We start from the raw sequence: 19,258 nt of genomic DNA on the forward strand, positions 1-19,258 counted from the left end.
TATGGTTAATTTGTCGAATTGACTGGGAGGGGCAATAAATGAAATGGTTATTAACATCTATATTACTCATTATGCTAGTAGGGTGTCAGAAATCGCCAGTTTATACCAAGTTAGAAGGCCTTGCGCAGGGGACGAGTTGGCATGTGACATTTTGGAGTAAAGACAAGATAAATAGTACAGAGATAAATCGCGAGATTGAGCGGCAATTGGTAGAAATAGATCTTCATATGTCTACTTATCGTTCAGATTCAGTGATTTCTCGTTTTAACAGTATGAACTCCGCTATGGCGGTCGGGGATGATATTTTAGGGCTCATAGGGATAGCTAAGGAGGTCACTTCAAAAACGGAGGGTTGTTATGATTTGACCATTAAACCATTATTCGATTTGTGGGGATTTACCCATAATCAATTGACTATTCCTACAGAAAGTGCACTTCAACAGACATTAACCTATGTTGGCTTACATCATTTAAGTATTGATAATCAAATGTTAACTAAAGATTTGCCAGAGGTACATCTTGATTTATCTTCGATTGGACAGGGATATAGCGTAGGCAAAGTTGCAGATGTGCTAAAGCAATACAATATCGATAATTATTTGGTAGAGATTGGCGGCGAAATGGTCGTACACGGCAGTAAGCTCGACGGTTCTGCTTGGAAAATCGCGATTGAAAAACCGCTGCCCGAACAGCGAACAATGCAAAAGGTTCTGCTTATTGATTTCCCTCAAGCGATCATGACATCGGGTACATATCGTCATTATTTTGATCATCTAGGGCAGCGCTATTCACATATTATTGATGCGCGAACCGGTAAACCCGTAACCCATAACACAGTATCTGTAACTGTATTGGCAACGGATCCGGCTAGAGCAGATGCTTGGTCTACAGCGCTATTATGTTTAGGAAGTCAAGAAGGATTAGTCGTCGCTAATCAGAATGATATAAAAGCATTATTTATTGATGACAATAAAGGTGTACTTAAAGAGATTAAGACTGATAGCTATAATAAAATGAAAAACATAGAGCTTAATTAATCTACAATATCATCGCTTGGTCATGTGTTAATGCCAGTTAGTATTTCTAGCTGGCATTTTTATTTACTTTTATAGCTAATGCCATGGTTTATTGTGGCCTTATTTACCACTGATTATGATGACTTTTACGTATTCTTTACGGGATTAGTCATTTGAACTCTAGAGACTTTACGCGGTTAATTCATATATTTGTCCTGTTACTCACTTTCTTAAGGACAAATTATATGGACTGGATATTTCTAATACTTTCCATAGCACTTTTCATTTACTTAGCAGTGGCAATGTTTGCCCCTAATAAGTTTTAGGAGTCGTTATGTTTGAAATTACCCTTATTTTTACTACTGCGCTTGGGCTCGCATGGCTGTTGGGATCCTATATGACAGGGGTTTTCTCTGGTCAGTCCCATTTTTCAGATCGTTTATTTAATCCCATTGAAAAGTGGATTTATCGGGCTATAGGCGTAAATGCCCATTCGGGGATGACATGGAAATCCTATGGTGCGGCGTTTCTTATCAGCAACTTGGTACTTGGCATTTTGGCGTTTCTTATCCTTAAATTCCAACATGTGTTACCGCTTAACCCCGATGGCATAGGACCATTATCTTGGGATCTGGCTTTGCACACTGCGGTGTCATTCCTCACCAATACCAATCAACAGCACTATTCCGGGCAGGCTCAGCTCAGTTATCTATCCCAAGGATTTGTCATTGTCACGCTGCAATTTGTCACTCCAGCCATGGCGCTGGCGGTTTGTGTGGCGATTTTGCGGGGAATGTTAGGCGGGTTGAATAATGACAGCGCCAAAGAGGGCGAGGCTCGAAATCTGGGTAACTATTATGTTGACCTAGTGCGCGGTGTACTCAGACTTATGCTGCCATTAGCCGCTATTGTTGCGCTGTTACTGACTTGGCAAGGCGTACCGAGTAGTTTTGATGGTGCGCAAAAAGTGAACACCTTAGATTCTGCATCACCTATCACTGAGCAGGTCGTTCCGATTGGCCCCGTTGCATCTATGGTGGCAATTAAGCAGTTAGGTACTAATGGCGGAGGCTGGTATGGCCCCAACAGCAGTAACCCGCTAGAAAACCCAACGCCAGTCAGTAATGCAATCGAGACCATTGCCTTAGTGCTCATCCCTATGGCCGTCGTCTTTATGGCTGGCGGAATGCTAAGACGCAAAAAATTTACCTTGATGGCTCTGGTTGCTATGGGTTTATTAAGTGTCAGTTTTCTTGGGGCAACTGTGTATAGCGAGTTGCAACCCAACGCTGCCTTTGCGGGATTAAGCGCCCAAGGGCCGAATATGGAGGGTAAAGAAGTTCGCTTTGGACCTGAGCTTTCGGCGCTATGGGCTTCTTTTACCACACAAACCTCTAACGGTTCGGTCAATGCCATGCACGATTCATTCAATCCAATCGGAGGATTGATGACGCGATCAGGCATGTTACTCAATGCGATATGGGGCGGTATTGGCTGCGGTTTTGTTAACTTTATCGTTTATGTGTGGATTGCTGTTTTCTTATCGGGATTGATGATTGGCCGTACGCCAGAGATATTTGGTCGTAAGCTCGAAACCCGTGAAATCACCCTTTTGGGAAGTCTATTAGTTTTACCTACCTTGTGCGTCTTAGGTTTGACGGCAATCACTGTGGCTATCCCGAGTATTACGGGCAACAGTAACCCCGGCTTTCATGGGATTTCGCAAGTCTTTTATGAATATACCTCCGCTTTTGCTAATAACGGTTCGGGTTTTGAAGGCTTAGGTGATAACACGCCTTGGTGGAATATCAGCTGCGTTATCGCCTTACTGCTTGGTCGATACTTGCCACTGTTTTTACCGCTGGCGATTGCGGGGATGATGTCGAGTAAAAGAGTGAGCCCCGACAGTAACGCGAGCTTGAAGCTCGAGAGTCCCACCTTTTGTTTCACCCTTATTGCTGTGATTTTAATCATTAACTTCCTGTCTTTCTTACCTGCGGCGGTATTAGGGCCTATTGGCGAAGCTTTAGAACTTGCCACTATGAGTCTGGAGAAATAGTCATGCATAAACCTGCTCAAATATTAGATAGCGCCGGCGTGAAGCAAGCTGCCTTTGGTGCTGTAAAGAAAATGTCCTTAGTGAGTATGGCTGGTAACCCTGTGATGTTCGTAGTGATGGTCGGCGCTTTACTTGCCGCTTTGATCACAGGACAAAAGTTCTTCAATGGCGAGACTGTTGGTTTTGAGCTAGCCACGACCCTTATTCTTTTGCTTACCGTGTGGTTTTCTAACTTTGCGGAATCCGTGGCAGAGGCAAGGGGGCGCGGACAAGCTGCTAGCTTAAAGTCGGCGAAAGAGGCCTTGCAGGCGAGGCGCATACGCCACGGTGAGTTGGAATCAGTATCCGCAACTTTGCTTGTCAAAGGCGATAAGGTGAAGGTTTTACAGGGTGATTATATTCCTGCCGATGGTGAAATCATTGAAGGGATAGCCACTATCAACGAATCGGCGATTACCGGTGAATCTGCGGCTGTGCTGCGTGAAGCAGGCACAGATCATTCCGGTGTGATTGGCGGCACTAAGGTACTTACGGGTGAAATTACCGTGCTGGTTGCCAACGATCCTGGGAATAGCTTTTTAGATCGTATGATAGGGCTGGTCGAAGGGGCGAAGCGTCAGAAAACACCGAACGAAACGGCGTTGACTGTGCTACTTGCATCATTGACTGCGGTTTTCCTTATCGTGGTGGTGACTTTGCCACCCATGGCGGGTTTCGTCGGTGCAAGCCTTGATTACACTATGTTAATTGCGCTGTTAGTGTGTTTGATCCCAACGACGATTGGTGGTTTGTTACCCGCCATTGGTATTGCAGGCATGAACCGCGCCTTAGCCGCCAATGTGGTCGCTAAATCGGGTAAAGCCGTGGAAGTTGCGGGGGATATCGATACGTTACTGCTGGATAAAACTGGCACTATCACTTTCGGTGATCGTCAAGCGACCGCATTTTTACCCGTGAAAGGCATTGCAGCTGAGATGTTGCGTGATGCGGCGGTACTGTCTTCCCTCGATGACCCCACCCCTGAAGGGAAATCTGTACTCAAATTGGCCATAGATTTGGGCGCGGTATTGCCCGTCAAACCTACGGATGCAACTTTTATCCCATTTACGCCGGAGACTCGGGTTTCTGGGGTGATTTTAACCGATGGTATTCAAGGCATTAAAGGCGCTGGCGATGCGATGCAGTTTTGGGCGCAGCAGCATCAAATTCACTGGCCTGAATCTGTTAACGCGCTTATCCGCAAAGTGGCTTTGCAGGGGGGGACTCCCTTAGTCGTCGCCAGTGGCACGCACATTTTAGGGGTTATAGCCTTAAGTGACGTGATTAAGCCAGGCGTTGCGGAGCGGTTTGCCCGTTTAAGAGCGCTCGGTGTGCGGACCATCATGGTGACAGGGGATAATCCGCTAACGGCTGGCGTGATTGCCGCCGAAGCTGGGGTCGATGATTTTGTCGCTGAAGCTAAACCTGAGGATAAACTTGCCCTTATTCGCGCAGAGCAGGCCAAAGGTCGATTAGTGGCTATGGTGGGGGATGGCACTAACGATGCGCCGGCATTAGCGCAGGCCGATGTAGGTCTTGCGATGAACTCGGGTACGCAAGCTGCTAAAGAAGCTGGCAATATGGTGGACTTGGATTCTGATCCCACTAAATTACTGGCTATCGTTGAAGTCGGGAAACAATTGCTGATCACCCGCGGCGCCTTGACTACATTTTCTCTCTCTAATGATGTGGCTAAGTATTTTGCCATTATTCCAGCGGTATTTGCGGGGGCTTTGCCTGCGATTGGTGCACTGGATCTGATGCAGCTTCACAGCCCAACCTCAGCCGTACTCGCAGCGCTCGTATTTAACGCTCTTATCATTCCGGCCTTAATTCCATTGGCATTAAAAGGCATCAAGCTCAGACCTATAAGTGCCGAAAAATTACTGCGAAATAACATGCTGATTTATGGCTTAGGTGGGGTGATTTTACCCTTTGTCGGCATTAAAGCGCTCGACTCAATCATTGCACTTATGCTCTAGGAGACAGTAATGAATTCAATCGTATATACCACTAAAACCCAGCATGCCGTTATGGGATTGAGAGCCAGTCTCGCCCTGTTATTTGTGTGTGGTGTTGTCTATACCGGCACTGTGACTCAGCTCGGTGGCGCTTTATTTCCCGTACAAGCTAAGGGCAGTGTGATCCACAGGGATAATGTCGCTATGGGTTCTGAGTTCATCGCTCAGCCCTTTGTTAATCCAGCCTATTTTTATAGTCGGCCGAGCGCTGTCGGTTACGACCCTATGGCGACAGGTGGTAGTAATCTTGCACCGAGTAACCCGGCGTTACGTGAACGTGTGATGGCAACGAGCCAAGAAATCCAAGCCAGAGAATCCGTTCAGGCCGCTGATATCCCTGTGGATTTACTCGCCACATCGGGCGCGGGACTGGATCCCCATATTTCACCCGCAGCGGCCAAACTGCAAGTTGCGCGCGTGGCTCAGGCTCGACAGTTAGCCGAACCACAAGTGTTGACCTTAGTGGCGCAATTTATCGAACCAGCGCAGTGGGGCATTTTTGGGCAAGCGCGCGTCAATGTACTCAAGCTCAACCTCGCTCTCGACCAGATTGCTAAACACGCTCAATAAAACAATATTCTACTGAATTTAAGGATAAATTTTTATGTTACATATTAATTGTTCACGCCTCTGTGCGGGTGTGATGATGGCGTTATCTTCACTTTCTATGGGCGCGCTTGCCAGCACTGAGACTCATGGGGGCAATGCCTCTTGGCAGAGCCAAGGGAGTGTGATGCTCATCAGTGATTATGCGTTTCGCGGTATTTCTCAAACTGATGAAGGACCTGCAGTTCAAGCAGGGTATACCCTAAGCCATGATTCTGGCTGGTATGGCTCGCTTTGGGGCAGTAACATCGAATTTGGGGATGGAAGTTTAGAACTCGACTTGTCCGCTGGCTGGGCTAAAGATTGGGATAATGGCTTAACAACGGACCTAGGCGTGATACGTTACCAATACTCTCAGGACGATACCGACCTGAGTTATAACGAAATTTATGCTGTGGTAAGCTACGCCGATGCTAAGTTAGGGCTGGTTTATTCTCCTGATTATTTTGGCGAGAATGTGGACGATTTTCAGTATGTTTATGCCAGTTATGAGCCGCAACTGTTCTCTAATGTAAGTCTAGTACTGCATCTTGGGAGCAATTTTTTTGCTTCTCAGCAAGATATGGCACTGTTTTTAGGTTCTATGGCCGCAAGCAATAGCCACTATTTAGATTGGCGAGTTGGGCTGAACCTCAATATGACTGAGCAGGATGTGTTGAGTGTCGGTTATGTCGATACGGATTTATCGCAGAGTCAGTGCCAGTCCCTGTGTGATGCGCGCTGGATAGTGAGTCTTTCAAGGAGTTTCTAATCGTGGTACCAATCAGTCAAACACAGCAAGCCAATGCGCTCTTAAGTCAGATACAGCAAAATGATAAAGGTAAACTGACGGTTTTTCTTGGGGCGGCACCTGGCGTGGGCAAGACCTATGCAATGCTCAGTGCGGCAAGGGAAATGGCCCAGCAAGGTGTCGATTTGCTGGTTGGACTGGTGGAAACCCATGGGCGTGCCGATACCGAGGCCATGGTAGCGGGTTTTGAGGTATTGGCACGTAAACCCATTGATTATCATCATAATCGTTTAACGGAATTCGATTTGGATGCGGCGCTGCTTCGTCGGCCTAAGCTTATCTTAGTCGATGAGTTGGCCCACACGAATGTCCCCGGTAGTCGCCATAAACGGCGCTATCAAGACGTCGCAGAATTATTAGCTGCGGGCATTGATGTCTATACCACAGTCAATATCCAACATTTGGTCAGTTTGAATGATCTGGTTTTGCAAATTACTCAAGTACGGGTACGGGAAACCGTCCCCGATCTCTTCCTTGATGAAGCCCATGAAATTATATTTGTCGATTTACCGCCATCAACACTCATCGAACGCTTACAGCAAGGCAAAGTTTATCTGCCAGAGTATGCTCGTTCGGCTTTAGATGCTTTTTTTTCGGTCTCGAACTTGACGGCACTGCGCGAATTGGCAATGAAAAAAGTCATAGAGCGAGTCGATGCAAAACTGATTTGTGAACTCGATGCCAAAGCACAGGGAACAGATTTTGTTCTCAAAGACAGATTGTTGGTTTTAGTGAGTAACAGCAGTGATCATCAGTATTTGATCCGCATAGGTCGGCAGATTGCCGAGCGGCGGCAAATTCCTTGGTTAGTGCTTTGGGTCGATACCGGCAAAGCGCTGGGCCTTTATCAGCGGAAAAGGCTAAATGAGGCCTTTGCCTTAGCGAAGGAACTTGGCGCGCAGACCGAAGTATTACGCGATACGAGCAGTTATCAGGCCATTTTACCTTACATAGCCCTGCATCGAATTAACACAGTATTAGTCGGCGCGGGTGTGAAACGCACCTATCCTTGGTGGCGTAAAAGGCTGTACCAACGTTTGATTGAGTCTGGTTTACCTGTTGAAGTGAGTGTCTATCACGCACCCGAAAACCAAATGCAAGTACGAGATCCCATTACGCCTAAAGCCAGTTTTGGTGATCTTCGAGGCCATATTCTTGGGCTGATTGGTGTGGTGGTTATTTTTCCGCTGGTGGCATTTTTAGATACTTGGCTCAGTAATGGCAATCTGGTGTTGTTATATGTTTTCTTGATTGTCAGCATTGGCTTAACCTATGGCGCTAGGCCTGCCATGGCAACTGCGGTGTGGTCTTTTTTCAGCTTTAATTTCTTTCTTACTGATCCCAAATTTACTATGAATGTAAATAGTCAGGATGATATTGCCACTTTAATCTTTTTGATGTGTATAGGGCTTATCAGTGGACCGGCGGCATCTCGGATCCGAAATCAGTTTATTTTACTGCGCGAGTCAAATCGTTATGCTGAAACCTTAAAAGATGTTGCCCAAGAATTATCGGTCGCCGATGATGAAAAAGCCCTTTGGCAAACGATAGGGCGCAAGATTGCTGGTTCAGTGAATGCCGATTGTTATATTGTTTTGCAGCGTAAAGATGGTCAGCGATCCTATTTACCGCTGCTGAATACGCCATTTAACGACCTTGATTTAGCCGCAATCGATTGGACCTTGCGCCATGGACAAGCGGCGGGGCGTTTGAGCGATACCTTGAGCGCATCGGGTGTGAGTGTGTTCCCCATTGAACTAGAAGGTACGACGATTGGCGCGGCGATTTTAGATTGGCAACCCACGGTCAACGAACTCAGTCCGTTTGATAGAGAGCTTATTCTGGCCATGTTACAGCAAGGCGCTAATACATGGCGTCGTATTCAGTTAGTGTCCGATCTTGAATCAGCACGGGTGAAAACAGAAATTGAGCAGTTACGTTCCGCATTATTATCGTCAGTGTCTCATGATCTAAAATCACCACTCTCAGCCATGATGGGGGCAGCGGAGAGCTTAAAACTATTGAACAAACAATTGCTAGAGGCCGACCGTAACGAGCTACTTGATACTATTTTGCAAGAAAGCCGTCGCTTGGACAGCTATATCCAAAATCTACTCGATATGACACGCCTGGGTCATGGCACTTTGAGCATAGAGCGTGATTGGGTTTCGGCAGATGACATTATTGGCAGCGTACTTGGCAGGCTTAAACGTTATTTCCCTAACGCAATCGTTGAATATCACAGAGAAAAAGAGCCCCCACTCCTATTTGTGCATGCGGCGCTGATCGAACAAGGATTATTTAACATTCTAGAGAATGCCGTTCGATTTTCACCACCAGAAGAGCCTATTTGTATTGAATTGACCATTTCTAATCACCGTTGCTGTATTGCCATTGAAGACAGAGGGCCGGGGATTCCCGCCAGCCATAGGGATCAAATTTTCGATATGTTTTATGTGGTTGCCGATGGCGATCAGAAAAAACAGAATACAGGTATGGGGCTGGCTATTTGTAAAGGCATGATAGCTGCACACGGCGGTAGTGTTCGCGTTACCGATTGCCTACAGGGGCAAGGCACTCGTTTTGAAGTTGAATTGCCGTTAGACTATCCCGTTCCTGGCTAATCATTTTTAGCCAAAATATCCTTAATAAACCACAGAATGGACTAGAGACGTGGCAATAAAAATCGTGGTTATCGATGATGAGACCCAAATACGCCGCATGCTGCGGATTGCACTCACCAGTGAGGGCTATGACGTTACCGAAGCTGAAAATGGTCAGCAAGGGCTCGCAGCTGTCGCTCGACAGCAACCTGAATTAGTTATTTTGGATTTAGGCTTGCCGGATATGGAAGGCCATCAAGTGCTACAGGAGTTACGGGGATGGTCCGATGTTGCTGTGATTGTATTGTCGGTTCGCAATCAAGATAAAGAAAAAGTCGCAGCATTAGATGCAGGCGCGCAGGATTATGTGACCAAACCCTTTAGTGTGGAAGAGTTACTGGCAAGGGTGCGAGCGATTTTAAGGGACCATATCAAACCTGAAAAATTACCCATATTAGATGACGGCAAGTTGCAGATTGATTTAAGTCGCAGGCTGGTTAAAGTTGATCATCAAATTGTCGAACTCACACCCAAGGAATACGCAGTATTGTCTAAATTGGCGTCGTCACCTAACTGCGTTGTCACTCAGACTCAGTTGCTCAAAGAGATTTGGGGGCCCGCTCATACAGAAGACACACATTATCTACGAATTGTGGTCAGTCACTTAAGGCAAAAATTAGGCGATTCCCCGAGTGAACCTCAGTATGTGCGGACTGAGCCCGGTGTAGGCTATCGCTTTTATATCGACTTATAGCTTGTATCAATAGCGAATTAAAACGCGTTGGAATGACAAGTAAAATGATCACCGAAGACGGATGGCATTACCTGCCATCATTGAAGCTCAATCAGATACTTGCCTGATTTCAGTTTGTAGTGCTCGCTTCAGTTAACTCTAAGTCGCTATTTCTGGCTGCCTTTGTTGACGCTATTTTTGTCCTGTTAGCTCTTGTTGACATAGGGTTTATGCACTAGATAAGCCCAATCGATATAAATCGCACATTCTTGTCGATATTTTGACTAGACTACAAACGTAGGGTTAATTCGAGGGAAAGACTATGGACTTAATTAAAATCCGCGACCATATGGATCGTCAGCCCGTGTTGCTGCGCGCTAATATGTCGCTCGCAACTGCGGTCGAAAAGTTGTTAGATAATAATAAAATGGGCGCAGCAGTGGTTGATGATACGGGCGATTTGGTGGGCTTTTTATCCCAGCAGGATTGTTTGGCTGTGATGATTAAAAGTAGCTATCACTGTGATATGACCTCAGTGGTGAAGGATTGCATGCGCACTGAAGTGCTGTTCGTTGGGCCAGATGACAGTATTTTGCAGCTCGCCGAACAAATGCTAGGGCCTAAACCTAAAGTGTATCCAGTGGTTGAACATGGCAAAGTAATTGGCACGATTAATCGCACCAATGTGCTCAAAGCCATGAATATCTATATGCAACAATGTTATCTGTCACCGGTTTAATCTAAGTCGAGCCAGTGCGAAACTGACACGCCATATACTGAGTGCAGAGTAAATTAGCAATACCATTACGCCACTTTCCTTGCTAGGATCGCCGTTTTTGATGCTAGCAATGGAATTTGGATTTGAACTCAGACAAACATCCGCTATCGAACGCCTTTCTTAATCTTTGTTATCAGAGCGACGCGTCGCGGATCCGTCGTCGTTTATTTAAGCTCAATAAAGAAGCCGACTCAGATAAAAAGACCCAAGTCTTAGCTCAGCTGAGCGAGCAAGCGCAGGCGGCGTTTGAGAAGGTTGAGCAGCGTCGTAACGCTCGGCCTAAAATCCACTATCCTGAAAACCTGCCCGTTTCCTTGATGCGCGATGATATTGCACGCGCGATTGCGGGCAATCAAGTGGTGATCATCGCCGGTGAAACGGGCTCGGGTAAAACGACTCAGTTACCTAAAATCTGTTTGGAACTGGGCTTAGGTTGCCGTGGCATGATAGGCCACACCCAGCCAAGACGTTTGGCTGCCCGCAGCGTGGCGAGTCGAGTCGCAGAAGAATTACAAAGTCCGCTCGGTGAAGTGGTTGGCTTTAAAGTGCGTTTTGCCGATGCGCTTAAGAGTGACTCTTATATCAAGTTGATGACCGACGGTATTTTACTGGCGGAATTAACCTCCGATCGCAATCTCGATCAATACGATACCATCATCATAGATGAGGCCCACGAGCGCAGCCTCAACATCGATTTTATTCTGGGCTACCTCAAACAAATTCTCAAAAGACGCCCCGATCTCAAAGTTATTATCACGTCGGCGACCATAGATGTTGAGCGTTTTTCTAAGCATTTCAACAATGCACCTATTATCGAAGTGTCGGGCCGTACCTTTCCGGTCGAAACCCGTTACCGACCCTTAGTGCAAGATAGCGATGCCGATTTAGATCAAATCGAAGGCATTTTTGCCGCTGTCGATGAGTTGGTGGCCGAAGGGCTGGGCGACATTCTGATCTTTATGAACGGCGAGCGGGAAATTCGCGATACGGCCGAGCAATTGAGTCGGCGTAATTACCGCGATACCGAAATTTTGCCGTTGTATGCGCGTTTATCCTACGGTGAGCAGTCTAAAGTTTTCAGTAGTCACAGAGGTCGGCGGATTGTATTAGCGACCAACGTGGCGGAAACCTCGCTGACTGTGCCTGGCATTCGCTACGTTATTGACCCAGGTACGGCGCGCATTAGCCGCTATAGCTATCGCACTAAGGTGCAACGCTTACCGATTGAACCTATCTCGCAGGCGAGCGCTAATCAGCGCCAAGGCCGTTGTGGACGTGTAGGGCCGGGTATTTGTATTCGTTTGTACGATGAGGCGGATTTTAATAATCGTCCGGCGTTTACCGATCCCGAAATCTTGCGCACTAACTTGGCTTCGGTCATTTTGCAGATGCTGGCCATCGGCCTAGGTGATATCGCCGGTTTCCCCTTTATCGAGCCACCCGATCCACGCCATATCCGTGATGGTTTCTTGCTGCTCGAAGAATTACAAGCGGTTGAGAGCAAACACGGCAAGCTAGTGCTGACACCACTTGGGCGCAACTTGGCGCAAATTCCTGTGGATCCGCGTTTGGCGCGTATGGTGGTCGAGAGTCAGCAGTTAGGTTGTTTGAACGAAGTGCTAGTGATTGCCGCGGGCTTATCGATTCAAGATCCCCGCGAGCGTCCGATGGAGAAGAAGCAAGCCAGTGATGAAGCCCATCGCCGTTTTGCCGATCCCAGTTCCGATTTCGTCAGTTGGATAAACCTGTGGCAGCACTTAAAAGATCAACAAAAAGAGTTATCTGCTAGTCAGTTCCGTAAAAAGTGCCGCGATGAATATTTAGCCTATTTGCGCGTGCGCGAGTGGCAGGATTTATACGCCCAGCTTAAGCAAGCCGTGCACGATTTAAAGTGGCGCTTAAACGATACACCAGCCAATTACGACAGCTTGCACCGTGCGCTCTTATCGGGCTTATTGAGCCATGTGGGTTTTAAAGATAACAATAACGAGTACTTAGGTGCGCGTAATCGTAAATTCTTTGTATTCCCAGGTTCGCCACTGGCCAAAAAAGGCCCTAAGTGGATCATGGCGGCTGAGCTTACTGAAACCTCACGCTTATTCGCTCGCTGCTGCGCCAAAATCGAACCCGAATGGCTAGAGCCCTTAGCGGCGCATTTGATCAAGAAAAGCTATGTGGAGCCCCATTTTGAGGCAAAACCTGGCAGTGTTATCGCCTTTGAGAATCAAGTGCTCTACGGTTTGACGGTCGTGCACCGCCGCAAAGTGCAATACGGCCCCATCGATCCTGTTGAAGCGCGTGAGATTTTTATCCGCAGCGCTTTGGCAGAAGGGCAGTTACAGACCCAAGAAGCGTTTTTTGTCGCTAACCAAAAGCTGCTCGAAGACATTGAATCCCTCGAGCATAAATCCCGTCGCCGCGATATTTTGGTGGACGAGCAAGTGTTAGTGGACTTTTACGAGCCGCGGATCCCGGAAGGGATTTACAACGCCCAGCTGTTTTTTAGCTGGTGGAAAAAAGCCAAGCGCGAGCAACCGGATTTACTCGATTTCAGCAAAGCACTGTTAATGCAGCGCAATGCCGACCATATTTCGACCTTAGATTTTCCCGATACGTGGCACAAGGGCAATTTGCGCCTGCAGCTAAGTTATCACTTTGAACCCGCGGCGGCGGATGATGGTGTGTCGGTGCACATTCCGGTGGCGCTACTTAATCAAATCGACGATAGCGATTTTGATTGGCTAGTGGCTGGGCTAAGGGAAGAAAAGTGCATCGCATTGATCAAATCTCTGCCTAAGAGTTTACGACGTAACTTTGTGCCCGCGCCTGACTATGCCCGCGCTTGTGTGCAGGCCATGGTGCCTTTTAGTGCCAGTTTGCTTGAAGCTATGTGCAAGCAATTGCTGCGCATGAGTGGCACGCGTATCTCGCCGGAGGATTTTGATTTAACGCAACTGCCCGCGCATTTGCAGATAAACTTTAAAATCGAAGACGATAAACACAACTTAGTGGCCGAAGGTCGTGTGCTCGATACCTTAAAAGCCGAGTTGCAGGGCGTGGTGGCGAAGGCCATTCGTCAGGTCGCGGATAAAGGTATAGAGCAAGAAGCGTTAACTGAGTGGTCCTTTGGCGATTTGCCGCAGCAATATCAGCAGCAAAAAGGCAATTACCAAGTGCGGGCGTTTCCGGCGCTGATCGATAAAAAAGACAGTGTTGCGATCAAATTATTTGATGATGAATTTGAGGCCTTAGATGCCCATCGCCAAGGTCTGCGACGGTTATTGCTGCTAAACATTCCATCACCGGTGAAACACTTACAGCAAGCTTTGCCGAATAAGGCGAAATTGGCGATGTATTTCAATCCCTTCGGTCAAGTACAAATCTTAATTGATGACATTATTGCCGCCGCTGTGCAGCAATTGTTGGATGAAAAAGCCCTCGATGTGCGTAATCAAGCCCAATTTGAGCAGGCAAAGGATTGGGTTCGCCAAGAACTCAACCCGACCGCCGAGCAAATCGCCTTGAAGGTTGAGCAGATTTTGACCTTGTACCAGAGCATTAAAAAGCGTCTTAAGGGCAAAATTAGCTTAGATATTGCCTTTGCTATGAGTGATATTCAAAGCCAATTAGACAAGTTAGTGTTTAAAGGGTTTGTCGAATCCTGTGGTTGGAATCGGTTAGCCGATGTGGCGCGTTACTTAAAAGCGATTGAAATCCGTGTCGAGAAGTTGCCCGTTGATCCGACCCGTGACCGTTTGCATATGCAGAGCATTAACAAGGTACAGGAAGCATTGAACGCACAACTGGCGAAAGTGCCACGTGCTATGCCGACACCACCTGCATTAATCGAGACACGCTGGATGATTGAAGAGTACCGTGTTTCCTGTTTTGCGCAGGTGCTAGGCACGGCGTATCCGATATCTGAAAAGCGCATTTTGAATCATATTCAACAGGTTTAATGGACTGATGTAAAGGTTGAGCTGAGCGCCTTTGTCCGATTGATGTAACAATAACGCGATCAAAAAATGACTAAATAAACCGAGAAAACTAACTATTTTCTCGGTTTTTTATTTTCCCTATGCTTACTCTGCTCACGCGATATACCTCCAGTGATGCGCCATAAAATGAGCGCTTTTTTGGGTGGCAGCGATGCTTTTATGCCGAATATCTTTCTTTTGGGATCAAGTCGTTATCTCGCATGTTTTTACACCTTTCTACTGCCTACTCCTTTATGAATACTCAGGTTTTTTTGGCGGGTTTTCTGTTGTTTTCTCGTAGTGATTTATCCATTTCAGTCGTTTATTAATCATAAAATCAATTCAATCATCTAATTTGTAATTGTAAAAAACGTTTAAAAACTGAGATCTGACGAATACTCACATCAAATTGATGATCTGGATCAAGCATCATCCGCTTTACCAATTTGGAGGTATACATTTTGTTAACAACTAAAAGGTATGATCGCTTCGTGATCCAAAGATGCAATAGATATACATAAAACCTGCCGCTGGCGATTTTTTGCAGCGCATTCAAAGTGGCAGGAACACACCTCTTGGAGGATGCATGAGTGCTAGCACCGCAGAAGAAAAATCCTTAGAACTGAAAATCTTTATCTTTTTAACCGTGTTTCTCGCACCGTTATTGTCCGTACTACTGGTCAGTGGTCTGGGCTTTGCTATTTGGTTCAGCCAAATTTTGACGGGTCCACCGGGCGCTGGTTAAACGTAACATCATCAAATAGTTAAAAATAAGAGTGGAATGTCGGATGAGCAAAGAACTCCATATCACCAGTTTAGTGGTGCAGGTCTTACCGCAGAAAATGGCAGATGTTAGACAAGAGATCATGACCATTGAAAATGCCGAACTTTCCGTCAACAACGAAGTGAAATTGGTCGTGGTTATCGAAGGTGAGACTCAGCGCGCCTTGATGGACTGCATAGAAGCGATCAATGCCATTCCGGGTGTGTTATCCGCCACTATGGTTTACCACCAGAGTGAAACGCTCGAAGAGGGTGAAGAATGAATATGAACAGACGTGATTTTATTAAGGCCAATGCCGTGATTGCCGCTGCAGGGGCCGCAGGTTTAGCCTTGCCCGCTGGCGCAAGTAACCTGATAACCAGCTCAGAACAAACCAAATTAGAGTGGAACAAGGCTCCATGCCGTTTCTGTGGTACGGGCTGCTCTGTGATTGTCGCCACTCGCGACGGCAAAGTGGTGGCCACCCATGGCGATGCCAACAGTGAAGTGAACCGTGGACTTAACTGTATCAAGGGTTATTTCCTATCGAAAATCATGTATGGCAGCGATCGCTTAACCACGCCCATGCTGCGAATGACCGATGGCAAATACGACAAGCACGGCGAGTTTTCGCCGATAAGCTGGGACAGCGCCTTCGATATCATGGCGCAAAAATGGAAAGAGACCATTAAAGCCAAGGGCCCAACCGCTGTGGGCATGTTTGGTTCGGGCCAATGGACAGTGTGGGAAGGTTACGCCGCCGTTAAGTTGATGAAGGCGGGCTTTGGCTCTAACAATATCGACCCTAATGCGCGTCATTGTATGGCGTCGGCCGTGGTCGGTTTTATGCGCACTTTCGGTATCGATGAGCCAATGGGCTGCTATGACGATATGGAAGCCGCCGATGCGTTTGTGCTTTGGGGCTCGAACATGGCCGAAATGCACCCGATCCTGTGGAGCCGCGTGACCGACAGACGCTTGAGTGAACCTCATGTCAAAGTGGCCGTGTTATCGACTTTCCAACATCGCTCCTTCGATCTGGCAGATTTACCGATAGTGTTCACTCCGCAAACCGATTTGGCCATGTTGAACTTTATTGCTAACTATATTATTCAAAACGATAAAGTGAACTGGGATTTCGTGAAGAAACACGTAAATTTCCGCCAAGGCACGACTGATATCGGCTACGGTTTACGTCCGACTCATCCGCTTGAACAGAAAGCCAAAAACGTCAAAACGGCGGGGGACTCAACGCCAATCGATTTTGAAGCCTTCAAAGCCTTTGTTGCCGAATACACAGTCGAGAAAGTCAGTAAACTGTCTGGCGTGCCAGAAGATAAACTGATCGAACTGGCGAAGCTGTATGCTGATCCTAATACGAAAGTGACGTCATTCTGGACCATGGGCTTTAACCAACATACCCGTGGTGTGTGGTGTAACAACCTGATTTACAACATCCATTTATTAACAGGTAAGATTTCTACCCCTGGCAACAGTCCGTTCTCTTTGACGGGTCAGCCATCGGCCTGTGGCACGGCCCGTGAAGTCGGGACTTTCTCTCACCGTTTACCTGCGGACATGGTGGTGACCAATCCCGAGCACAGAAAACACGCTGAAGAAACGTGGAAAATTCCAAGCGGCATTATTCCACCTAAACCCGGTTATCATGCTGTCGAGCAAAATCGCCGCCTAAAAGACGGTGACTTGAACTGCTATTGGGTGCAAGTGAACAACAATATGCAGGCGGGGCCGAACATCAACGAAGAAGGGCTACCGGGTTACCGTAACCCTGCCAACTTTATCGTGGTATCAGATGCTTATCCCACAGTTACCACTCAAGCCGCCGATTTGATCTTGCCCACTGCTATGTGGGTTGAGAAAGAGGGGGCTTACGGTAATGCCGAGCGCCGTACTCAGTTCTGGCATCAAATGGTGCAAGCGCCGGGTGAGTCGCATTCGGATCTGTGGCAGCTGATGGAGTTTGCGAAACGTTTCACCACAGATGAAGTGTGGCCAAAAGATGTGTTAGCTGCTAATCCAGAGTTTAAGGGCAAAACCCTATTCGAAGTTCTGTACCAAAACGGCAATGTTGATAAGTTCCCATTGACGGATGCGGATCCTAAGTATCTGAACGATGAAGCTAAACACTTTGGTTTCTATGTGCAAAAAGGCCTGTTTGAAGAATACGCCTCCTTTGGACGCGGTCATGGCCACGACTTAGCACCATTTGATGCTTATCACGAGGCCCATGGTCTGCGTTGGCCTGTGGTCGATGGCAAGGAAACCAAGTGGCGTTTCCGTGAGGGGAGCGATCCTTATGTTAAAGCAGGTAAGGGCTTTGAGTTTTATGGTCATCCCGATGGCCGTGCGGTGATTTTTGCGCTGCCCTATGAGCCCGCCGCCGAGTCGCCAGACGAAGAATACGATATCTGGTTATCGACGGGCCGAGTGCTGGAACATTGGCATTCGGGTTCTATGACCCAACGTGTGCCTGAGCTTTATCGTGCTTTCCCTGATGCTGTGTGTTTTATGCATCCCGAAGATGCCAAGAAACGCGGTCTGCGCCGCGGTGACGAAATTCGTGTGGTGTCACGACGGGGTGAAATTAAGACCCGAGTTGAAACCCGTGGCCGTAATAAACCGCCTGTGGGCTTAGTGTTTGTGCCTTGGTTTGATGCTAGCCAGCTCATTAATAAAGTCACTTTAGATGCGACAGATCCCTTGTCAAAACAAACTGACTTTAAAAAATGTGCGGTGAAGATCGTCAAGGTTTAAGGAGAACACGATGAAAACCCTAAAATTAGTTTCAGCGATCGGTTTACTGGCCTTTGGCGCATTAATGATGACAAGTGTATCTGCCGCCAGTATTCCCGAAGATAAAATTGATACCCTGCGCCAAGCGCCTATCAATGTCGAGCCGACGCCGCCAGCGATGCAAAACGTGCGTAATACCGATGTGAAGGAAGTGCGTAACTATCCCATGCAGCCACCCGTGATCCCGCACAAAATTGACGGCTATCAGCTCGATCTTAAAGTGAATAAGTGTATGGCCTGTCATGCTCGCAGTCGCATCGGGGATTCCCAAGCGCCTATGGTCAGTGTCACGCACTATATGGACAGGGATAATAACTTCTTAGCCGAATTATCGCCGCGTCGATATTTCTGTACTCAGTGCCATGTGCCGCAGTTAGATGCCAAATTACTGGTCGAAAACGACTTTGTAGACATGGAACATCTGATCAAAACCAACACTGAGCAGAAAAAACACTAGGAGTTAGCATGTTAGATAAACTGAAAAAAATCTGGCAGGTACTCAATCGTCCGAGTGTGCATTACAGTTTAGGTTTTTTGACCTTAGGTGGCTTTGTGGCTGGGGTGATTTTCTGGGGCGGCTTTAACACTGCCCTTGAAGCTACCAACAAGGAAGCCTTCTGTATCGGTTGCCATGAGATGGAAAATAACGTCTATCAAGAGTTACAGACAACGATTCATTTCACTAACCGCAGTGGTGTGCGGGCAACCTGCCCAGATTGCCATGTACCACATAACTGGACAGATAAGATCGCCCGTAAGATGCAGGCATCTAAGGAAGTGTGGGGGAAGGTTTTCGGCACGATTAACACCCGAGAAAAGTTTGAAAGTAAACGGCGTGAGTTAGCTGAGCATGAATGGGAAAGATTAAAAGCCAATGACTCGCTCGAGTGCCGTAATTGCCATAACTTCACTTATATGGATTTTACCCGCCAGTCACCTAGAGCGTCACAGATGCACTCAACGTCACTGGCGAGCGGCGAAAAGACCTGTATCGACTGCCACAAGGGGATTGCTCACCATCTCCCTGATATGGCCGGTGTGAAGGGGTTTTAATCTAGG

General features: G+C 47.2%; 15 protein-coding genes. All 15 read left to right on the forward strand.

Going from position 1 to position 19,258, the window contains the following annotated elements; all coding sequences use genetic code 11:
• Positions 1–38 precede the first annotated feature (38 nt).
• The 15 genes from L5M71_RS04020 to L5M71_RS04085 all read left to right on the forward strand — a co-directional run bounded on the left by L5M71_RS04020 (position 39) and on the right by L5M71_RS04085 (position 19,252).
• Positions 39–1,037 (forward strand): FAD:protein FMN transferase, encoded by a 999-nt coding sequence (locus L5M71_RS04020; RefSeq protein ID WP_263205389.1) that lies wholly within the window; start codon positions 39–41, stop codon positions 1,035–1,037.
• 224 nt (positions 1,038–1,261) lie between these two features.
• Positions 1,262–1,342 carry a potassium-transporting ATPase subunit F gene (locus L5M71_RS23105; RefSeq protein ID WP_105252297.1) on the forward strand — a complete coding sequence of 27 codons (81 nt, stop codon included), beginning with the start codon at positions 1,262–1,264 and terminating at the stop codon, positions 1,340–1,342.
• A gap of 8 nt (positions 1,343–1,350) precedes the next feature.
• Positions 1,351–3,075 (forward strand): potassium-transporting ATPase subunit KdpA, encoded by a 1,725-nt coding sequence (gene kdpA / locus L5M71_RS04025; protein WP_131525162.1) that lies wholly within the window; start codon positions 1,351–1,353, stop codon positions 3,073–3,075.
• Between the two features lie 2 nt (positions 3,076–3,077).
• Entirely contained in the window at positions 3,078–5,096 is a 2,019-nt protein-coding gene (kdpB, locus tag L5M71_RS04030) for a potassium-transporting ATPase subunit KdpB (protein ID WP_131525163.1), read from the forward strand.
• 9 nt (positions 5,097–5,105) lie between these two features.
• Entirely contained in the window at positions 5,106–5,705 is a 600-nt protein-coding gene (gene kdpC, locus L5M71_RS04035) for a potassium-transporting ATPase subunit KdpC (RefSeq protein WP_263205387.1), read from the forward strand.
• Positions 5,706–5,739: 34 nt separating this feature from the next.
• Positions 5,740–6,492 (forward strand): TorF family putative porin, encoded by a 753-nt coding sequence (locus L5M71_RS04040; RefSeq protein WP_263181853.1) that lies wholly within the window; start codon positions 5,740–5,742, stop codon positions 6,490–6,492.
• Between the two features lie 2 nt (positions 6,493–6,494).
• On the forward strand, positions 6,495–9,155 hold the full coding sequence (locus L5M71_RS04045; protein WP_263205385.1) for a sensor histidine kinase: 2,661 nt from the start codon (positions 6,495–6,497) through the stop codon (positions 9,153–9,155).
• 49 nt (positions 9,156–9,204) lie between these two features.
• A complete protein-coding gene (locus L5M71_RS04050; protein ID WP_028760150.1) occupies positions 9,205–9,888 on the forward strand; it encodes a response regulator in 684 nt (227 codons plus the stop codon).
• A gap of 301 nt (positions 9,889–10,189) precedes the next feature.
• Positions 10,190–10,606, forward strand: a complete 417-nt coding sequence (locus L5M71_RS04055; RefSeq protein ID WP_028760149.1) for a CBS domain-containing protein — start codon at positions 10,190–10,192, stop codon at positions 10,604–10,606.
• 122 nt (positions 10,607–10,728) lie between these two features.
• Positions 10,729–14,604: an ATP-dependent RNA helicase HrpA gene (hrpA, locus tag L5M71_RS04060; protein ID WP_411569127.1), complete on the forward strand. Its 3,876-nt coding sequence runs from the start codon at positions 10,729–10,731 to the stop codon at positions 14,602–14,604.
• 604 nt (positions 14,605–15,208) lie between these two features.
• The gene (locus tag L5M71_RS04065) at positions 15,209–15,367 is read left to right on the forward strand and encodes a nitrate reductase (RefSeq protein WP_028760147.1); all 159 of its coding nucleotides are present in this window, start codon (positions 15,209–15,211) and stop codon (positions 15,365–15,367) included.
• A 43-nt stretch (positions 15,368–15,410) separates the two neighbouring features.
• Positions 15,411–15,668 (forward strand): chaperone NapD, encoded by a 258-nt coding sequence (locus L5M71_RS04070; RefSeq protein WP_006086429.1) that lies wholly within the window; start codon positions 15,411–15,413, stop codon positions 15,666–15,668.
• A gap of 2 nt (positions 15,669–15,670) precedes the next feature.
• A complete protein-coding gene (gene napA, locus L5M71_RS04075) occupies positions 15,671–18,160 on the forward strand; it encodes a nitrate reductase catalytic subunit NapA (RefSeq protein ID WP_063882885.1) in 2,490 nt (829 codons plus the stop codon).
• A gap of 10 nt (positions 18,161–18,170) precedes the next feature.
• A complete protein-coding gene (locus tag L5M71_RS04080; protein ID WP_106650358.1) occupies positions 18,171–18,656 on the forward strand; it encodes a nitrate reductase cytochrome c-type subunit in 486 nt (161 codons plus the stop codon).
• A gap of 8 nt (positions 18,657–18,664) precedes the next feature.
• Positions 18,665–19,252 (forward strand): cytochrome c3 family protein, encoded by a 588-nt coding sequence (locus L5M71_RS04085; RefSeq protein ID WP_263205377.1) that lies wholly within the window; start codon positions 18,665–18,667, stop codon positions 19,250–19,252.
• Positions 19,253–19,258: the final 6 nt, after the last annotated feature.

It is taken from the genome of Shewanella sp. SW1 (assembly GCF_025653545.1).
Classification (GTDB): domain Bacteria; phylum Pseudomonadota; class Gammaproteobacteria; order Enterobacterales; family Shewanellaceae; genus Shewanella; species Shewanella oncorhynchi.